The sequence below is a fragment of the Cedecea davisae genome, assembly GCF_044095835.1.
GTDB lineage: Bacteria > Pseudomonadota > Gammaproteobacteria > Enterobacterales > Enterobacteriaceae > Cedecea > Cedecea davisae.
The window spans coordinates 3,574,908-3,593,050 of sequence record NZ_CP172054.1; the positions used below are offsets into that span (position 1 = coordinate 3,574,908).

General features: G+C 55.1%; 16 protein-coding genes. 9 read left to right on the top strand and 7 right to left on the bottom strand.

Features of this window, described 5'->3' with window-relative positions:
- Positions 1-10 precede the first annotated feature (10 nt).
- The 8 genes from mrdA (at position 11) to lipA (ending at position 9,141) form a co-directional block, all read left to right on the top strand.
- Entirely contained in the window at positions 11-1,912 is a 1,902-nt protein-coding gene (mrdA, locus tag ACG1VR_RS17115) for a peptidoglycan DD-transpeptidase MrdA (RefSeq protein WP_016535350.1), read from the top strand.
- Between the two features lies 1 nt (position 1,913).
- Positions 1,914-3,026 carry a peptidoglycan glycosyltransferase MrdB gene (gene mrdB, locus ACG1VR_RS17120; protein WP_016535349.1) on the top strand — a complete coding sequence of 371 codons (1,113 nt, stop codon included), beginning with the start codon at positions 1,914-1,916 and terminating at the stop codon, positions 3,024-3,026.
- A gap of 16 nt (positions 3,027-3,042) precedes the next feature.
- Positions 3,043-4,299 (top strand): endolytic peptidoglycan transglycosylase RlpA, encoded by a 1,257-nt coding sequence (gene rlpA / locus ACG1VR_RS17125; RefSeq protein ID WP_395489395.1) that lies wholly within the window; start codon positions 3,043-3,045, stop codon positions 4,297-4,299.
- Between the two features lie 143 nt (positions 4,300-4,442).
- Positions 4,443-5,654 (top strand): D-alanyl-D-alanine carboxypeptidase DacA, encoded by a 1,212-nt coding sequence (gene dacA, locus ACG1VR_RS17130; protein ID WP_016535347.1) that lies wholly within the window; start codon positions 4,443-4,445, stop codon positions 5,652-5,654.
- Positions 5,655-5,763: 109 nt separating this feature from the next.
- On the top strand, positions 5,764-6,027 hold the full coding sequence (gene ybeD / locus ACG1VR_RS17135; protein ID WP_008456041.1) for a DUF493 family protein YbeD: 264 nt from the start codon (positions 5,764-5,766) through the stop codon (positions 6,025-6,027).
- Positions 6,028-6,102: 75 nt separating this feature from the next.
- Positions 6,103-6,747 carry a lipoyl(octanoyl) transferase LipB gene (gene lipB / locus ACG1VR_RS17140; RefSeq protein WP_039897993.1) on the top strand — a complete coding sequence of 215 codons (645 nt, stop codon included), beginning with the start codon at positions 6,103-6,105 and terminating at the stop codon, positions 6,745-6,747.
- 225 nt (positions 6,748-6,972) lie between these two features.
- On the top strand, positions 6,973-7,932 hold the full coding sequence (locus ACG1VR_RS17145; RefSeq protein WP_016535345.1) for a YbeF family transcriptional regulator: 960 nt from the start codon (positions 6,973-6,975) through the stop codon (positions 7,930-7,932).
- 243 nt (positions 7,933-8,175) lie between these two features.
- On the top strand, positions 8,176-9,141 hold the full coding sequence (gene lipA, locus ACG1VR_RS17150; RefSeq protein ID WP_016535343.1) for a lipoyl synthase: 966 nt from the start codon (positions 8,176-8,178) through the stop codon (positions 9,139-9,141).
- A gap of 86 nt (positions 9,142-9,227) precedes the next feature.
- Here lipA and tatE read toward each other — a convergent pair whose 3' ends face one another.
- Together tatE and ACG1VR_RS17160 are read right to left on the bottom strand one after the other, a co-directional pair.
- The gene (gene tatE / locus ACG1VR_RS17155) at positions 9,228-9,431 is read right to left on the bottom strand and encodes a twin-arginine translocase subunit TatE (protein ID WP_039897992.1); all 204 of its coding nucleotides are present in this window, start codon (positions 9,429-9,431) and stop codon (positions 9,228-9,230) included.
- 131 nt (positions 9,432-9,562) lie between these two features.
- On the bottom strand, positions 9,563-10,351 hold the full coding sequence (locus tag ACG1VR_RS17160; protein WP_016535341.1) for a deaminated glutathione amidase: 789 nt from the start codon (positions 10,349-10,351) through the stop codon (positions 9,563-9,565).
- 101 nt (positions 10,352-10,452) lie between these two features.
- On the opposite strand from ACG1VR_RS17160, the gene crcB reads away from it, so the two are divergent.
- Positions 10,453-10,836, top strand: a complete 384-nt coding sequence (gene crcB / locus ACG1VR_RS17165; RefSeq protein WP_039897991.1) for a fluoride efflux transporter CrcB — start codon at positions 10,453-10,455, stop codon at positions 10,834-10,836.
- A gap of 287 nt (positions 10,837-11,123) precedes the next feature.
- Here crcB and cspE read toward each other — a convergent pair whose 3' ends face one another.
- The 5 genes from cspE to ACG1VR_RS17190 form a co-directional block, all read right to left on the bottom strand.
- Positions 11,124-11,333 carry a transcription antiterminator/RNA stability regulator CspE gene (gene cspE / locus ACG1VR_RS17170; protein ID WP_004100146.1) on the bottom strand — a complete coding sequence of 70 codons (210 nt, stop codon included), beginning with the start codon at positions 11,331-11,333 and terminating at the stop codon, positions 11,124-11,126.
- Positions 11,334-11,528: 195 nt separating this feature from the next.
- Positions 11,529-12,104 carry a lipid IV(A) palmitoyltransferase PagP gene (pagP, locus tag ACG1VR_RS17175; protein WP_016535337.1) on the bottom strand — a complete coding sequence of 192 codons (576 nt, stop codon included), beginning with the start codon at positions 12,102-12,104 and terminating at the stop codon, positions 11,529-11,531.
- Between the two features lie 197 nt (positions 12,105-12,301).
- Positions 12,302-15,421, bottom strand: coding sequence for an efflux RND transporter permease subunit (locus tag ACG1VR_RS17180; protein WP_395489396.1), 3,120 nt, complete (start codon positions 15,419-15,421; stop codon positions 12,302-12,304).
- A complete protein-coding gene (locus ACG1VR_RS17185; protein ID WP_395489397.1) occupies positions 15,418-16,884 on the bottom strand; it encodes an efflux RND transporter periplasmic adaptor subunit in 1,467 nt (488 codons plus the stop codon). Before ACG1VR_RS17185 ends, ACG1VR_RS17180 begins: the two co-directional genes overlap by 4 nt.
- On the bottom strand, positions 16,884-18,137 hold the full coding sequence (locus ACG1VR_RS17190) for a TolC family protein (protein WP_016535334.1): 1,254 nt from the start codon (positions 18,135-18,137) through the stop codon (positions 16,884-16,886). Before ACG1VR_RS17190 ends, ACG1VR_RS17185 begins: the two co-directional genes overlap by 1 nt.
- Between the last annotated feature and the right edge of the window lie 6 nt (positions 18,138-18,143).

Below are 18,143 nucleotides of genomic sequence, written 5' to 3' on the forward strand. Positions count from 1 at the left end.
CAGGCAGCGAATGAAATTACAGAATTCTTTTCGCGACTACACTGCTGAGTCTGCGCTCTTTGTGCGCCGGGCGCTGGTCGCTTTTATCGGCATTTTGCTGCTTACCGGCGTGCTGATCGCCAATCTGTATAATTTGCAGATAGTCCGCTTCACCGATTACCAGACCCGGTCTAACGAAAACCGCATCAAGCTGGTTCCCATTCCGCCGAGCCGCGGCATTATTTACGACCGCAACGGCACGCCGCTGGCGCTCAACCGCACTATCTACCAAATAGAGATGATGCCGGAAAAGGTCGATAACGTTCAGGAAACCCTCGAGGCGCTGCGCCCGGTAGTTGACCTGACCGACGATGACATCGCCAACTTTAAAAAAGAGCGCGCCCGCTCGCACCGCTTTACCTCTATCGCGGTAAAAACCAACCTGACCGAAGTTCAGGTGGCCCGTTTCGCGGTAAACCAGTACCGCTTCCCCGGCGTAGAAGTGAAGGGCTATAAACGCCGCTACTACCCTTATGGCTCCGCCCTTACACACGTCATCGGCTATGTGTCGAAAATAAACGATAAGGATGTTGAGCGCCTGGACAAAGAAGGCAAGCTTGCCAACTACGCGTCAACTCATGACATCGGCAAGCTGGGCATCGAACGCTACTACGAAGATGTGCTGCACGGCCAGACCGGCTATGAAGAGGTTGAAGTTAACAACCGCGGCCGCGTTATCCGCCAGCTAAAAGAAGTCCCGCCGCAGGCCGGGCATGACATCTACCTGACGCTCGACCTTAAGCTTCAGACCTATATCGAAACGCTGCTCGCGGGGAGCCGTGCTGCGGTTGTCGTTACCGACCCGCGCTCCGGCGGCATCCTGGCGCTGGTTTCAATGCCAAGCTACAACCCGAACCTGTTCGTTGACGGCATCTCAAGCAAGGATTACTCCGGGCTGCTGAGCGACGCGAACACGCCGCTTATCAACCGCGCAACCCAGGGCGTCTATCCTCCGGCCTCCACCGTGAAGCCTTATATGGCGGTTTCGGCGCTGAGCGCGGGCGTAATCACGCGTAACACTTCGCTGTTTGACCCAGGCTGGTGGCAGCTGCCAGGCTCGGAAAAACGCTACCGCGACTGGAAAAAATGGGGCCACGGCCGCCTGAACGTGACCAAGTCGCTTGAAGAGTCCGCCGATACCTTCTTCTACCAAGTCGCTTATGACATGGGTATCGACCGTATCGGCGAGTGGATGAGCAAATTCGGCTATGGCCACCTCACCGGCATCGACCTTTCCGAAGAGCGTGCCGGTAACATGCCAACCCGCGAATGGAAGCTGAAACGCTTTAAAAAGCCGTGGTATCAGGGTGACACCATCCCGGTCGGCATCGGCCAGGGCTACTGGACGGCAACGCCAATTCAGATGAGCAAGGCGATGATGATCTTGATTAACGACGGCGTCGTGCGCGTGCCTCATCTGCTGATGAGCACGGTGAAAAACGGCAAACAGGTGCCCTGGCAGCAGCCGGTTGAAGCCCCGGTGGGTGATATCCACTCCGGCTACTGGGAAATTGCCAAAGACGGGATGTACGGCGTTGCCAACCGTCCAAACGGTACGGCCCACAAATACTTTGCCAATGCCCCCTATAAAGTGGCGGCGAAATCGGGTACTGCTCAGGTCTTCGGCCTGAAAGCCAACGAAACGTATAACGCGCACAAAATCGCGGAACGCCTGCGCGACCACAAGCTGATGACGGCGTTTGCCCCATATGATAATCCGCAATACACCGTGACGATGATTCTGGAGAACGGTGGCGCAGGGCCAGCGGTTGGCAGCATCATGCGCCAGATCCTCGACCACGTCATGTTGGGGGATAACAACACGGTTCTGCCTGCAGAAGCGCCGGCCGCCTCGGCCACAGAGGATCAATAGCATGACCGATAATCCAAATAAAAAGACCATTTGGGACAAGGTCCACCTTGACCCAACGTTCCTCGTTACCATTCTGGCACTGCTGGTTTTCAGCGCACTGGTCGTCTGGAGCGCCAGCGGCCAGGATATGGGCATGATGGAGCGCAAAGTCGGCCAAATCCTGATGGGGCTGGTTATCATGGTGGTGATGGCGCAGATCCCACCTCGCGTCTACGAAGGTTGGGCGCCCTATCTCTATATCTTCTGTATTATCCTGCTGGTAGCGGTGGACGCCTTCGGTGCCATTTCAAAAGGCGCCCAGCGCTGGCTGGACTTAGGGTTTGTTCGTTTCCAGCCCTCGGAAATTGCAAAAATAGCCGTCCCGCTGATGGTTGCGCGTTTTATTAACCGCGACGTTTGCCCGCCGACGCTCAAAAACACCGGCATCGCGCTGGTGCTCATCTTTATGCCTACGCTGCTGGTTGCCGCCCAGCCGGACCTCGGAACCTCCATTCTGGTTGCCGCATCCGGCCTGTTCGTGCTGTTCCTCTCGGGTATGAGCTGGCGTCTGATTCTGGTGGCGGTGCTGCTGGTTGCCGCCTTCGTCCCGATTCTGTGGTTCTTCCTGATGCACGACTACCAGCGTGCGCGCGTAATGATGCTGCTTGACCCGGAAAGCGATCCTCTGGGTGCGGGCTATCATATTATTCAGTCTAAAATTGCCATCGGCTCCGGCGGCCTGCGCGGTAAAGGCTGGCTGCACGGCACCCAGTCACAGCTGGAGTTTCTGCCCGAACGTCATACCGACTTTATCTTCGCGGTGCTGGCGGAAGAGCTGGGATTAGTCGGCATTCTGGTGCTGCTCGCACTCTACCTGCTGCTGATTATGCGCGGCCTGTTTATTGCCGCCCGGGCGCAAACCACCTTCGGGCGAGTGATGGCGGGCGGGCTGATGCTTATCTTATTCGTCTATGTATTTGTCAATATTGGCATGGTTAGTGGTATCTTGCCGGTGGTAGGCGTGCCGTTGCCGCTGGTCAGCTACGGGGGATCGGCCCTGATTGTTCTGATGGCCGGGTTCGGTATCGTGATGTCGATACACACACATAGAAAAATGTTATCAAAAAGCGTGTAACTGGATGAGGTGCGCAATGGGTAAGCAAAAACGGTGGGCTGGCGTCTGCATCGCTGCGGCGTTGTTGGCAGCATGTTCGTCAAATGATGATAACCAGCAGCCGGTTAATCAGCCGCCTCAGCCGGTGGTATGCAACGGGCCGATAGTGGAAATCAGCGGCGCTGAACCGCGCTACGAGCCTCTGAATCCTTCGGTAAACCAGGATTACCAGAACAACGGCAAGAGCTACAAGATTGTCCAGAACCCGGCAAACTTCAGCCAGTCCGGCTTTGCGGCGATTTATGATGCCGAGCCGGGCAGCAATCTGACAGCCTCCGGTGAAGCGTTTGATGCAAACGCGCTGACTGCCGCGCACCCTACTCTGCCTATCCCAAGCTATGCACGAGTGACCAACCTCGCGAATGGCCGCATGATTGTGGTACGCATTAATGACCGCGGCCCTTACGGCAACGATCGAGTGATTTCTCTTTCCCGCGCGGCGGCAGACCGACTGAATACTTCGAACAATACCAAGGTTCGCATCGACCCGATTATCGTCGCTCAGGACGGCACGATGTCCGGCCCGGGCACGGCCTGTACCACCATTGCCAAGCAAACCTATGCCTTACCGGCTCGCCCGGATTTAGGCGGCGGCATGGGCAGCGCCTCTTCACCGGCTCAGCCGGAAGCCCCGCAGGGTGATGTCCGTGCTATCAGCAATGCTACGCTGCAAAGCTCAGACAGCACCGGCGCACCGGTTCAGAGCAGCGGTTTCCTGGGGGCGCCAACGCCTCTGGCGGCTGGGGTAATTGAAACACCTGACGCCCCTGCGGCTGGGGTAATTGAAACACCTGACGCCCCTGCGGCCGTCCCTGCGGCATCTACATCCGTACCTGCCGCTGCGGCGGCAACCGTAGCCGCACCGGCCGCAACAGCAGCGGTTCAACAGCCAGCCGCCGTTCAGCCTCCGGCTCCAGCCGTTGCAGCCCCGGTTACGGCTCCGGGCTCAGTCCAGGGCCACGTCGCCCAGCGCAGCACCACTTCGGCAGCAGCGCCGGCCAACGGCCGCTATGTTGTGCAGGTTGGCGCGGTAAGCGACGGCGCAAGAGCAAGCCAGTGGCAGCAAAAGCTGAGCCAGCAGTTTGGCGTACCGGGCGCGGTTTCCCACAACGGAGCCGTTTATCGCGTACAGCTCGGGCCATTCAGCAGCCGCGGCGAGGCTACGGCCCTGCAACAGCGCCTGATGTCCGAGGCGCAGCAGCAATCATTCGTTACCAACGCCCCGTCTATGTAAAGCTGTGACTGGCATGTTTCCTGCTCGTAAATTTGCGTAAAGACCATTAACAAACTCACGCGCAAAGTCAGATGCCAGTCAAAAATGCTTTTGCTATAGTAAGGCACTTTTTTTAATTCCATCACGGACGTCGTAGTTCCATCATGAATACAGCTCTTTCTGCACGTTTTGTTAAGCGCCTGGCGCTCACCACGGCTTTCGCCTTCGCGGCCATGGCCTCTGCTCAAGCTGACGACCTCAATATTAAAACCATGATCCCAGGCGTCCCGCAGATTGATGCAGAAGCGTATATCCTGATTGACTACAACTCAGGCAAAGTTCTGGCCGAGTCCAACGCCGATGCGCGTCGTGACCCAGCCAGCCTCACCAAGATGATGACCAGCTACGTTATCGGCCAGGCGATGAAAGCCGGCAAGTTCGATGACAACGCGATGGTTACCATCGGCAAAGACGCCTGGGCGACCGGTAACCCGGTATTTAAAGGCTCCTCGCTGATGTTCCTTCAGCCGGGCATGCAGGTGCCGGTTAACAAACTGATCCGCGGTATTAACCTGCAATCAGGTAACGATGCCTGCGTGGCAATGGCAGACTTCGTGGCCGGTAGCCAGGACGCCTTCGTCAGCCTGATGAACAGCTATGTTTCCGCCCTGGGTCTGAAAAACACCCACTTCCAGACCGTACACGGCCTGGATGCAGAAGGTCAGTTCAGCTCCGCGCGCGATATGGCGCTGATTGGCCAGGCGCTGATCCGCGACGTGCCGAACGAATACTCTATCTACAAAGAGAAAGAATTCACCTTCAACAATATCCGCCAGACCAACCGTAACGGCCTGCTGTGGGATACCAGCCTCAACGTTGACGGCATCAAAACCGGCCATACCGATGCGGCAGGCTATAACCTGGTTGCTTCGGCGACCGAAGGCCAGATGCGCCTGATTTCGGCGGTTCTCGGCGGCCATACCTACAAAGGCCGTGAAACCGAAAGTAAAAAACTGCTGACCTGGGGCTTCCGCTTCTTTGAAACCGTTTCTCCGCTGAAAGCCGGGAAAGAGTTCGCCTCCGAGCCGGCCTGGTTTGGTGATAACGATCGCGCCTCTCTCGGCGTTGATAAAGACGTTTACCTGACCATCCCACGCGGACGCATGAAAGATCTGAAGGCCAGCTATGTGCTGACCACCCCTGAACTGCACGCTCCGCTGCAGAAAAACCAGGTTGTGGGCACCATTAACTTCCAGCTGGACGGCAAAACCATCGAGCAGCGTCCGCTGGTCGTGCTGCAGGAAATGCCGGAAGGGAATTTCTTTAGCCGAATCATCGACTACATCAAACTGATGTTCCACCACTGGTTCGGTTAATTATTGAACACTTGAAAGTGTCAATCTTGACCCCATATACTGAGTATCAAAGCAACTCCCGCCCGTCGGCGGGAGTTATCATTTTTATTGCCGTAACGCTGGAGCTACCATGAAAACCAAACTGAACGAACTGCTCGAATTCCCAACCTCTTTTACTTATAAAGTAATGGGCCTGGCGAAACCGGAGCTGGTTGATCTGGTCGTTGAGGTGGTGCAGCGCCACGCGCCGGGTGACTACACGCCTCAGGTTAAACCAAGCAGCAAAGGTAACTACCACTCCGTGTCGATTACCATTAATGCGACTCATATCGAGCAGGTAGAAACGCTGTACGAAGAGTTAGGCAACATCGAAATCGTTCGTATGGTGCTGTAAGGCGATGACCCGGCTAAGGCCGGGTTTTTGTTGTGATATACTTCCTCCCACCTTTTGCCTTCCGGAGACGCTGTTTTGTCTCAAGATACAATCCTGATCCGCAACCTTGGCCTGCAGCCTTACGAACCCGTATCGCAGGCAATGCATGACTTTACCGACACCCGCGACGACGCCACCGCCGACGAAATCTGGCTGGTAGAGCACCCTCAGGTATTTACCCAGGGTCAGGCGGGGAAAGCCGAGCATGTGCTTATGCCGGGAGACATCCCGGTGGTACAAAGCGATCGGGGAGGCCAGGTGACGTTTCACGGCCCTGGTCAGCAGGTAATGTACCTGCTGCTTAATTTAAAGCGCCGCAAGCTTGGCGTGCGCGAGCTGGTGACCGTACTGGAGCAGACCGTGGTGAATACGCTGGCGGAGCTAGGTATTGAGGCTTACCCGCGAGCGGACGCTCCGGGCGTTTACGTTGACGGGCGGAAAATCTGCTCGCTGGGGCTGCGCATCCGCAGAGGCTGCTCCTTCCACGGCCTGGCGCTGAACATCGATATGGATCTCACTCCTTTCCTGCGCATCAACCCTTGCGGCTATGCGGGACTGGAAATGACCCAGGTGAGCCACTTTGTTAACGGCATCTCCGTAGCCGACGTTCAGCCACGCCTGGTAGCCCATTTTATGGCGCTGCTTGATAATCCCCCTCACGAATACGCTGCCGCGGATTAAACGGCGGTAACATTGCCGCCGTCCGCGGGTAATAATCACAAGTTAGATAATTCATTGGCGTCATTATTTAAATAATGACGCCACAAATCACGCTAATTAGTGCATCAAAACGCTTTATTTTTTCGCATTCGTGCTTGCCCCGGCAAAATAGCCGTATTAATTCACCCAATACTCCTATTTTTATCTATAAATATAATATTCTTTATTTTTTACCGGAGACCGGGCATGGGGCAAAACCCACTAGCTGAAAAAAAAATCATGGATCGCGATAGTGAAAATAACTATCCCGTATTCAAAGCATTACGCAACATAGATTTAAATTTGCTGACGATTTTTGAAGCCGTATACATCCATAAAGGGATAGTGAATGCCGCTAAGGTACTGAACCTGACGCCTTCTGCTATTAGCCAATCCATCCAAAAATTACGATATATTTTCCCTGACCCGTTATTCATTCGTAAAGGCCAGGGCGTCACGCCGACCGCGTATGCGGCGCATCTTCACGAATATATCAGCCAAGGGCTGGAATCGATTCTGGGCGCGCTGGACTTTAATAGCAGCAACGATCAGCAGCGCACCATTACGCTAGCGACCCAGCCCTCTATCGGGGCGCTGGTTATTCCGAAGGTCTATTCGGCCATCCGCAAGGTCAACCCTAACCTGCTTATACGCAACGTGCCTATCAACGACGGTGAATCGCAGCTTAGCCAGTTTCAAACCGACCTGATTATCGATACCGGCCGCCACTACGCACGAACGATCACCAGCATTCCGCTCTACCAGGAAAACATTGCTGTCGTCTGCCGCGAAGGTCACCCCTGTCTTGAAAAGCGGCTGACACTCGAAGATATGCAGAATATGGAACACACCTTTCTCATCATGCAGGATGACCTGCTGCGCGACCTGCGCCAGCAAATCAGTGAACGCCTGCCCAACCGCCAGATTGCCTTTAGTAGTTACAACTATGTGACGTTATCGTCGCTGCTCGGCAGCAGCGACCTGCTGGGCTTTATGCCGTGGCGGCTGTATGAAATGTTTAAAGATACCTGGAATCTGCGCGCCGTTGACTGCGACCTGTTTTCCGATAAAACCATGGAAACCAGTATGCATTTCAACAAGCTAAGCATACGTGACACGGTATTGCAGGATATAATCAAAGCGATTCGCAACGAATTCGCCGCTTAAAAAAAGTGGTTTTCACCTCTTGCAGGGCGTTCAGGAGGTGAACGACACGGCCATTAACCTTGCATTTAGCACAAAACAACAACCCATTTACAATTCTTTCTCCATTTCATGTTGGGGTATACTGATTCTCCCTGGCCGTGATGATATACTCCCGGCCATTAATTCAAAAATAGTTGATAGATCCCAACTTAGCTTGAATTCGATTAGCCTGACTTTATTATCCGCAACTGGAATACGCACCCTATGAGCAAACCCATTGTGATGGAACGCGGCGTTAAATACCGCGACGCCGATAAAATGGCTCTGATCCCGGTTAAAAACGTGGTCACAGAGCGCCAGGAGCTGTTAAGAAAGCCGGAATGGATGAAAATCAAACTTCCGTCTGACTCAACCCGCATCCAGGGCATTAAAGCGGCGATGCGCAAAAATGGTCTGCATTCCGTTTGCGAAGAAGCCTCCTGCCCGAACCTCGCCGAATGCTTTAACCACGGCACCGCGACCTTTATGATCCTGGGCGCAATTTGCACCCGCCGCTGCCCGTTCTGCGACGTGGCCCACGGCCGCCCGGTAGCACCGGATGCCAACGAACCGGCCAAGCTGGCGCAAACCATCGCCGATATGGCGCTGCGCTATGTGGTTATTACCTCGGTTGACCGCGACGATCTGCGCGACGGCGGTGCTCAGCACTTTGCCGACTGCATCAGCGCTATCCGCGAGAAAAATCCAACCATCAAGATTGAAACCCTGGTGCCGGACTTCCGTGGCCGTATGGATCGCGCGCTGGAAATCCTTACCGCGACCCCGCCGGACGTGTTCAACCACAACCTGGAAAACGTGCCGCGCGTGTACCGCAATGTGCGCCCGGGTGCGGACTATAACTGGTCGCTGAAGCTGCTGGAGCGTTTCAAAGAAGCCCATCCACATATCCCGACTAAGTCTGGTTTAATGGTTGGCCTCGGTGAAACCAATGCGGAAATCATCGAAGTGATGCGCGACCTGCGCAGCCACGGCGTGACGATGCTGACCCTGGGTCAATACCTGCAGCCTAGCCGTCACCACCTGCCCGTGCAGCGCTATGTCAGCCCGGATGAGTTCGAAGAGATGAAAGCAGAAGCGCTGGCGATGGGCTTCACCCACGCGGCCTGTGGCCCGTTTGTGCGCTCTTCTTACCACGCTGACCTTCAGGCTAAAGGGATGGAAGTGAAGTAATCTGGTTACAGATTGTTACCTTTACGCTGTCCAAAATAAAAAACCGGCCTTATCAGCCGGTTTTTTTATTCTGCAAAGGTCAGCAATCAGTCTTTATGAATGATGCGGTCTGCAGGTGCCTGAGCTTCGGTATCGGACTTCTTGCCGTTGTCATCTTCAGCCATTGCTTTCTTAAAGCCTTTGATGGCGGAACCGAGATCGCCGCCCAGCGTGCGCAGCTTCTTAGTACCAAACAGCAATACGATCAGCGCGCCGACAACCAGCAGCTTAGTAATACTAATCTCTCCCATACCTACCTTCTTCTGTGATATGTGCCGTGACAACGGCGAATAAAAAAAACCTGATTTCATTAACGGTCATTTGTCCGCGCGACACAATAGCAATCTGTAACAAGGTGAATCAAGAGCTGATTAAAAAAACGTCATAACATTTGAGGTATCGCAAACCGTCGGTTATTAAGCACCGGCAGCATTTGCCGTACCGCTGCCACTCTGTCCGCCCTGAGTTCGGCGAAAATAAGCTCGGGCGATTCTGCCGCAGCCGCAATTGTGACGCCCAGCGGGTCAACAACCCGGCTCTGGCCGATATTTTTACTACCGCATTCGCCGCTCGCCACAAGATAGCAAGTGGTATCCAGCGCCCTGGCGGCCAACAGCGTCGCCCAGTGAGCTTCTTTGTGCGGGCCTTTTAGCCATGCTGCAGGCAGGACGATAACCTCGGCACCTGCCAGCGCCAGGCTCAGGGCCATGTCGGGGAAACGCAGATCATAGCAGGTCATCAGGCCAACTTTCATTCCGGCAACCTCAAGCAGAGGAGCCAGCTCATTTCCTGCATCCACCAGCCGGGATTCCTGAACGCTGAAGGCGTCGTACAAATGCACTTTCTGATATTGAGCCACGATTTCGCCACCCCGAAGCGCCAACAGAGTATTTGCCGCCCGTCCCTGCCGTGTCGGGATATGCAGCGTCAGCACCGTCGTCATTCCATTTTTACGGCTTTCCTCGCGTAACTGTTCCACGTAGCGGCCATCGACAGGCTGGGCCGATTTGACAGACATATCCGGGTCATTATCGTCCCGGGCGAGCACCGCCTCCGGCAACACCAGAAGGTCCGTTCCTGCCAGCCCGGCCTCGGCCATGAGCCCGACGCAGGTGGCTGCATTCTTCTGCCATTCAGGCCCCACCGCAAACTGCCCCACGGCAACCTTCATACCTGCTCCTCAGCTAAATGATTAATTACAGTATATCGCGTGTAAATCTACATGTTCGAACGCTACACTTTGCCCATCAACGTATTTAGCAAGGATTAACCGTGATTCAGATGCTGTTCGCCGTGTTTATCGGCGGCGGGATCGGCAGCGTAACGCGCTGGTTCCTGAGTTTAAAATATAACCCGATTCATATGGGCATTCCTATCGGCACGCTGATAGCCAACCTGACCGGCGCTTTTATTATCGGCCTGGGGCTGGCGCTATTTAGCCGCTTTAGTAACGTCGATCCCGTGTGGAAACTGCTTATCACCACCGGCTTTTGCGGTGGCCTGACAACCTTCTCTACCTTTTCGGCTGAAGTGGTGCTGCTGTTACAGGACGGGCGCTTTGCGTGGGCCGGAATGAACGTGCTGCTGAACCTTGTCGGCTCATTTGTTATGACCGCACTCGCATTTTGGCTGGTTTCTCTGTTTGTCACCCGGTAATAACCGCCGGGTTAATGTTAGCTTAATTTTTCTCTGCCACTATCCCGCAATGATCTTTGGGGAGATGGCAATGAAAGAGCAAGTCACCGGCTGGTTGAGCGTTCTGGTTAGCGTAGTGATTGTAGGATTGTTTCTGAAAGCTTACCTGTTCGCCTGATAGACAGAAAAAAACCGCCAGACAAAATGCCCTACAGCAGGGTCACTTCAAATCTGGCGGTTTTTACAGCCTGGTTTCAGGCAAAAAAAAAACCCGCCTTGGCGGGTTTTTATATTCTACTGGTAATGACTTAGATAGGCATTACGTTTGCAGCAGAAGGGCCTTTGGCACCGTTAGTGATTTCAAACTCAACGCGCTGGCCTTCAGCCAGGGTTTTGAAACCATTGCTCTGGATTGCAGAGAAGTGTACGAACACGTCTTTGCTGCCATCTTCCGGAGTAATGAAGCCGAAGCCTTTGGATTCATTAAACCACTTAACGTTACCTTTAATCTTAGACATCAAAATTACCTTTACATGAAAAAACGACACAAATGCTGTGTCGGGCATCAGTACAACAATTGTGGTGGCTTTTGTCCAGTCCAGAATTGAGAAAAAGTGATAAAAGTCGCGAAGTTTTTAACACCTGAAAGATTAACCCTTGTTTTTAAAGGGGTATAAAAAACCCCTTTTTCAGGACTACCGGACAAGACAAAATCAGAACTGGAACCGCAGCCAGGCGAAGTAAACGTTGCCGTTGTTGTAAGTCCCTGGAATATAGGTCATCTGGAAGGTTGCCGGGCCGTATCCTATGGAAGCCAGCGGCAGCACCAGTGGAACAGGAATGTACTTCCAGTTGTCGCGAGCGGTAACCCCTACGGTATACCCCAGCCCGAGGTGGAAGTTATCATCGCTCAGCGGTCGCCAGGTTTTCTCCCAGCCGTAGCCGCCAATCGGCTCCCATTTGTTAAAGGAATCTTTAAACGCCATCAGGTAGATGCCGTTCCAGTTCCCCTCCTCATCCCAGCGTGACTGGCCAAAACCGGCCCCCCACGGACGCTCGTTATAGCGATCGGTCTTATCTTTGTCATAGGCAAAGCGGGCATGCCAGGTGATTGCTGGAACGTAAAGATCATAATGCTCAGGCTCGTTCCAGGTCTTTGAAACATTGCTGGAAAAAGTATTCCACGCGTTAGTGAAAAACCCGCCTTCTGCGGCAAAAGCAGCGGGTGTGCTCAGCGCCAGCGCGCAAAACAAAATCAGATTCGAGAAAAATTTATTCGCGTAAGTCACGTCTTTCTTACCATATTAAAATTCGCCAGCTACCTTACTGAATTATATCTCAATGAAAGCTAAATCAGCACCAGACTTAGCTTGAAAGTTGTACTCATTTAATGTCAAGTCACAAAGGTCTTAAATACTCATAAGATATCAATGAATAGCCATGCAAATCGGGTCGCATAAAATAGGCGACCCGTGAGAGAAAAGAGTTATTTACGCCGGTGGGTCAGCATATATACCGCTGGAATAACCAACATGGAAAGCACCGGTGCGGTGACCATGCCGCCAATCATCGGCGCAGCAATACGCCTCATGACCTCTGATCCTGCGCCATTGCCCCACATAATGGGCAACAGACCGGCCATTATGGTGGCAACCGTCATCACCTTAGGCCTGACGCGCAGCACCGCCCCCTCGTGGATAGCCCGCCGCAGCAGGCCATCACTCTGCCCGCCCTCGGTTTTCAGGTGTTTATCCAGCGCCTGATTTAAATACAGCACCATTATCACACCAAATTCTGCCGCTACCCCTGCCAGAGCAATAAAACCAACCGCCCCGGCAACCGAAAGGTTATATCCCAGCATATACAACAGCCACACTCCGCCAATTAATGAGAACGGCAAAGTCCCCATAATTAATAGTGCATCTTTCACCCGGGAGAAAGTTACATACAGCAATACAAATATGATTAACAACGTAAACGGCAGCACGATTTTTAATTTTGCCGTCGCCCGCTCGAGATATTCAAATTGCCCCGACCACGAGAGCGACACGCCTTCAGGAAGTTTCACCTGCTCGGCAACCACGCGCTGCATATCTTCTACCGCTGACTTTAAATCCCGCCCGCGCAGATCAACATAAATCCAGTTAGAAAGACGGGCATTCTCGCTTTTCAGCATCGGCGGCCCCTCGGTGATAGTGATATTAGCCAGCTCGGAAAGTGCAATCTGGCTGCCGTTAGCGGTAATCACCGGCAGGTCGCGAAGTTTTTGCAGGTTATCGCGCAGTTCACGCGGGTAGCGCACGTTAATCGGATAGCGTTCACGCCCCTCGATAGTTTCCCCGATGTTTTCACCGCCGATAACCGTGGCCACCAGCGATTGCAGCTCCTTCACGGAAACGCCATAGCGGGCGGCTTTACGGCGATCGATGTCAATATCAACATAGCGCCCTCCCCCTAAGCGTTCTGCCAGCGCCGAAGTGACGCCCGGCACCTGCTTTACTACCCGCTCAATCTGCTCCGCCACCGACTCAATGGCCGCAATGTTATTGCCGTTCACCTTAATGCCCACCGGGCTTTTAATGCCGGTCGCCAGCATATCCAGGCGATTACGGATTGGCGGCACCCAAACGTTGGCTATGCCTGGAACCTTAACCACGTTATCCAGCTCGCTCACCAGCTTGTCCATCGTCATACCCGGTCGCCACTGGTCGCGAGGCTTAAAGCGAATGGTCGTTTCAATCATCGTCAGCGGTGCGGGATCGGTTGCGGTTTCGGCCCTCCCTGCCTTACCAAACACCGTTTCCACTTCCGGCACGGTTTTGATCAGGCGGTCGGTCTGCTGCAACAGCCGCCCGGCTTCACGCGCCGAAATTCCCGGCAGGGTAGAAGGCATATAAAGCAGGTCCCCCTCATCCAGCGGCGGCATAAATTCGCTGCCCAACTGGCTAAGCGGCCAGAGCGTGGCCACCAGCAGCAGTCCCGCAACTGCCAGCGTGGTTTTAGGCTTATCGAGAACCTTTTCCAGCATCGGCTCATACGCCGCAATCAGCCAACGGTTAATCGGGTTAGCCTTTTCATCGGGAATTTTGCCGCGAATAAACCAGCCCATCAGCACCGGCACAAGGGTAATTCCTAGTCCGGCTGCAACCGCCATTGAATAGGTTTTGGTGAAGGCCAGCGGCGAGAACATGCGCCCTTCCTGCGCCTCAAGCGAGAAGACCGGAATAAATGACAGCGTAATGATAAGCAGGCTACAAAACAGCGCTGGCCCGACTTCAACCGCCGCCTGCTGGGAAATTTGCCAGTAATCGGCACTGCGTGGCTGCTCGCCGGGGTGGTCGTGCCTCCACTGCTCAAGCACCTTATGCATGTTTTCGATCATCACAATGGCGGCGTCCACCATCGCGCCAATCGCAATCGCAATACCGCCAAGCGACATGATGTTGGCGTTCACTCCCTGGTAATGCATCACGATAAATGCCCCAAGAATACCGAGCGGCAGGGTAATTATCGCCACCAGCGCGGAGCGGAAGTGGAATAAGAACAGAGAGCAGATAATAGCCACCACGATGAACTCTTCCAGCAGCTTGTGGGAGAGCGTATCAATAGCGTTTTCAATCAGATGTGAACGGTCATAGACCGGAACAATTTCCACACCGGCAGGCAGGCTTTTTTGCAGTTGAGCAAGCTTCTGCTTCACCGCATTAATGGTTTCGAGGGCATTTTTCCCATAACGCATCACAATGATGCCGCCTGCAACCTCACCTTCACCATTGAATTCCGCCACGCCGCGGCGAATTTCCGGCCCCAGCCTGACGGAAGCAACGTCGGAAAGCAGCACCGGCACGCCTTCCCGACTGGTAATCACTACCTGTTTAAAATCATCCAGATTTTTGAGATACCCCGCCGTACGAACCATATATTCGGCCTCGCCCATCTCAATAACCGAGCCGCCCCCTTCCAGGTTGGCGTTTTTCACCGCGCCAATCACCTGTTCATGGGTGATGTTAAGTGCTTTCATCCGTTCAGGATCGAGCACTATCTGATACTGGCGCACCATGCCGCCCACGCTTGCTACTTCCGAAACGTCAGGCACGGTTTTTAGCTCAAACTTCAGCGTCCAGTCCTGCAACGCCCGCAGGTCGGCCAGGCTGTGCTTCCCGCTGCGATCTATCAGCGCATATTCATACACCCAGCCCACGCCGGTTGCGTCCGGCCCCAGCGAAGCTTTGGCCTCCGGCGGCAGCTGGGACTGAACCTGACTCAGGTATTCAAGCACCCGGGAACGCGCCCAGTATGGATCGGTGCCGTCATCAAACAGGATATAAACGTAGGAATCGCCGAACATCGAAAAGCCGCGCACCGTTTTTGCGCCCGGAACGGAAAGCATTGTCGTGGTCAGCGGATAAGTCACCTGATCTTCAACGATCTGCGGCGCTTTTCCAGGGTAGCTTACGCGCACGATCACCTGCACGTCGGAAAGATCGGGCAAGGCATCGAGCGGTGCACGCTGAAGCGACCATAGCCCCCAGGCCGCCATGATAATGGCCGCCAGCACTACCAGCAGCCGGTTTTTTAGCGACCAGCGAATAACGGCAGCAATCATTTGCTCGCCCCCGCCATCGGCATCAGGTGGGTAATTACCGCGCCTTCTTCGTCGTCCGTGCTAAAGCTGAACATCACCGCATCCCCCGGCTTCAGGTTGGTCGGCGACTTAAGCGCAAACGGCATTGTCATCGCCCCCCATTTAAGCGCGGGGATCGGCTGATGGGCGATGGTAATAGAATCGGCGCTAACGGCTTTCACCACGCCTTCGCCATCGTAGGTTTTTACCGTCGCCTTAGCCTGGGTTTGTGCCCCGCTCTCAGGTAAAGCGCTGCGCAGGCTGGCTTCAGAATCGATGAGGAACTGGCCTGAAGTCACCACCTTCTCACCCCCGGTGAGCCCGGAACGGATCTCCACCCAGCCTTTATCGACTATCCCCGGCACCACGTTTACCGGGCGGAAATGGCCGCCGTCTTCGGCTACCAGCACGCGGCTTTCATGGCCGGTTTCAATCAGGGATTCCTCCGGTACCGCCAGCACTGCCGCGCGCGGCTGTTGGTTAGCAAGCCTGACGCTCAGGTACATTCCCGGCTTGAGTTTCATCTGCGGGTTGTCGAGCACGATACGCGCCTTCAGGGTGCGGGTCGTGGTTTCCAGATTCGGCAGCAGCTCGCTAACCCGGCCATGGAAAGCTTCCCCCGGCCAGCTGTCGGCGCTGGCAACAATTTCGCTCCCGGGCTGCAACGCCTGAGCCTGAGACTGAGGATAATCCACTACAATCCATACCGATTGCAGGCTGGCGACCTCAAACAGCGGCGCATTCGCGCTAACCTGCTGGCCTTCACGTGCTTCGAGCTTGTTCACATATCCGGCAAGCTTCGCGCGCACGGTCACCCGCGTTTGCGGTTTGCCGCTGCGCTCAACCTGGCTAATCACCTCCGTCGGCATAAATTGCAGCTGTAGCCGCTCTCTTGCCGCCGCCGTCAACGCGCTGTCTCCCAACTTGCGCACCGCCAGATACTCCTGCTGGGCCGCCGTCCACTCAGGGAACCACAGCCGGGCCAAAGGCTCTCCGGCCTTCACGTACTGCTGCGGGGCTTTCACATACAGCGTCTCAACAATGCCATTCGCGCTGGCGGGAATAATTTGCACGCTGCGCTCGTCCAGCGTCACGGTGGCAAAAGCGGCAAAAGGAACACTCAAAGCCCGGCGCTCAACGGCTGCGGTTTTAACCCCCAGATTTTGCTGCTGGCGGCTGCTTACCGTTACGCCGCCGTCGTTCGTGACCTCATCCGCATAGCGGGCCACCAGCTCCATATCCATAAACGGTGATTTACCCGGTTTATCAAAGCGCTGCCCCGGCACCATTGGGTCATACCAGTAGAGCACTTTACGCCCGTTCTCCTGCCCTGCCTGTGGCTCTGGCTGAGCATGACCGCTTTGCTGCTTTCCGGCGTAATATCCTGCTGCCAGAGCGGCGACAACCGCGACGGCCAGCAGGGAAAAGTTAAGTGATTTTTTCATTAGTTAACGTCCTGAGGCGTGAGGTAGCGGATGGCGGCCCAGTTGGTGGCAACGGCTTTTTCAGCGCTGCTGGCGGTCAGCTCGGTGTCCAGAAGCTCGCGGCGAGCGGCCAGTAATTCCGCAAGCGTTGACTTCCCGGCGCTATATTGTGACTCCAGCAGTGACAGGCGCTGGCGCTGAAGCGGTAACGCCTGTTCCTGCTGGCGCTGCCAGACGCTTTGCGCCGCCTGATAATTCGCCACCAGCGTACGCACAAGGGCGACATGCTCCCGGCGAGCCAGCGCCAGTTGATCGTTCGCCTCCATCGAACGGGAAACATCGGCGGAATAGTCTTTGTCCTGGCGCTGGGATTTAAACAGCGGCAGGTCGACGGTAAACATCACCCCTGCCATATCGTCAAAGCCCTCGGCGCGGCGGGCGTAATAAACTTCCACTCCGACATCGGGTTTGGACGCAACCTCCGATTGTGCGGACTTCGCGCGGGCAACGTCGGCCTCTCTTGCCGCTTCAATCACCTCTGGATGCTGCACCACGCCTTCTTCAAGCACCTGCGGGTCGGCGGGTAAACGCTGGAAGCGGGGCAGAGAACCGGCAACGCTATCAACCTGCTGGCCGGTCAGTTGCAGAAGACGAGTTTTTGCCAGCGTCACGTCGCGTTCGGCAAGCGTAACCTTGTCCTGCATGGTCAGCAGCGTCATGCGGATATCCACCACGCCGGAAGCGGGCGAGCTGCCGCTGGCTACAGTGGCCTTTTGCACGCCAACCTGCCGCTCGGTTTCACTCACCAGCTTGCGGGCGGCAATGAGCACTTTTTCGGACAGAGCCAGTTCAAGCCATGCCTGCGCGGTATCGCGCTGAAGGTTGGCACGGATAGTCTCAGCTTTAGCCTTGCTGCTGGCCGACTGGGCAAGAATCGTATCGGCCTTGCGGTCGCGTTTTTCCTCGCTAACGTAATCCTGCATGATGCCGATACGCTGCATCGTCATGCCTTCGCGGGTAAAGCGATGGCTGTTGCTGCCCTGCACCGGCAGGTTCTCAATACCAAACTTCAGTTTCGGGTCGGGGAGCTGGCGAGCGGAGTCCGCCATCGCGTTCAGGGCATCGCTCTGGTTCCGGTTTGCGGACAGGGCCGCGGAGTAGTGTTCGGCTGCCAGCAGAGTCTGTTGCAGGCTGAACTCCGCCGCCGGGGCGGCGGAGACAGACGCAGCAAACAGCACCCCGCCGAGCCAAAGGCTCAGGGTGTGTCGTTTCATGGCAAC

What these genes read in the sequence shown, in the direction of transcription:
- mrdA (WP_016535350.1), top strand. Translation starts at nt 11, where the DNA reads ATGAAATTACAGAATTCTTTTCGCGACTACACTGCTGAGTCTGCGCTC.
- mrdB (WP_016535349.1), top strand. Translation starts at nt 1,914, where the DNA reads ATGACCGATAATCCAAATAAAAAGACCATTTGGGACAAGGTCCACCTT.
- rlpA (WP_395489395.1), top strand. Translation starts at nt 3,043, where the DNA reads ATGGGTAAGCAAAAACGGTGGGCTGGCGTCTGCATCGCTGCGGCGTTG.
- dacA (WP_016535347.1), top strand. Translation starts at nt 4,443, where the DNA reads ATGAATACAGCTCTTTCTGCACGTTTTGTTAAGCGCCTGGCGCTCACC.
- ybeD (WP_008456041.1), top strand. Translation starts at nt 5,764, where the DNA reads ATGAAAACCAAACTGAACGAACTGCTCGAATTCCCAACCTCTTTTACT.
- ACG1VR_RS17145 (WP_016535345.1), top strand. Translation starts at nt 6,973, where the DNA reads ATGGGGCAAAACCCACTAGCTGAAAAAAAAATCATGGATCGCGATAGT.
- lipA (WP_016535343.1), top strand. Translation starts at nt 8,176, where the DNA reads ATGAGCAAACCCATTGTGATGGAACGCGGCGTTAAATACCGCGACGCC.
- tatE (WP_039897992.1), bottom strand. Translation starts at nt 9,431, where the DNA reads ATGGGAGAGATTAGTATTACTAAGCTGCTGGTTGTCGGCGCGCTGATC.
- ACG1VR_RS17160 (WP_016535341.1), bottom strand. Translation starts at nt 10,351, where the DNA reads ATGAAGGTTGCCGTGGGGCAGTTTGCGGTGGGGCCTGAATGGCAGAAG.
- cspE (WP_004100146.1), bottom strand. Translation starts at nt 11,333, where the DNA reads ATGTCTAAGATTAAAGGTAACGTTAAGTGGTTTAATGAATCCAAAGGC.
- ACG1VR_RS17180 (WP_395489396.1), bottom strand. Translation starts at nt 15,421, where the DNA reads ATGATTGCTGCCGTTATTCGCTGGTCGCTAAAAAACCGGCTGCTGGTA.
- ACG1VR_RS17185 (WP_395489397.1), bottom strand. Translation starts at nt 16,884, where the DNA reads ATGAAAAAATCACTTAACTTTTCCCTGCTGGCCGTCGCGGTTGTCGCC.
- ACG1VR_RS17190 (WP_016535334.1), bottom strand. Translation starts at nt 18,137, where the DNA reads ATGAAACGACACACCCTGAGCCTTTGGCTCGGCGGGGTGCTGTTTGCT.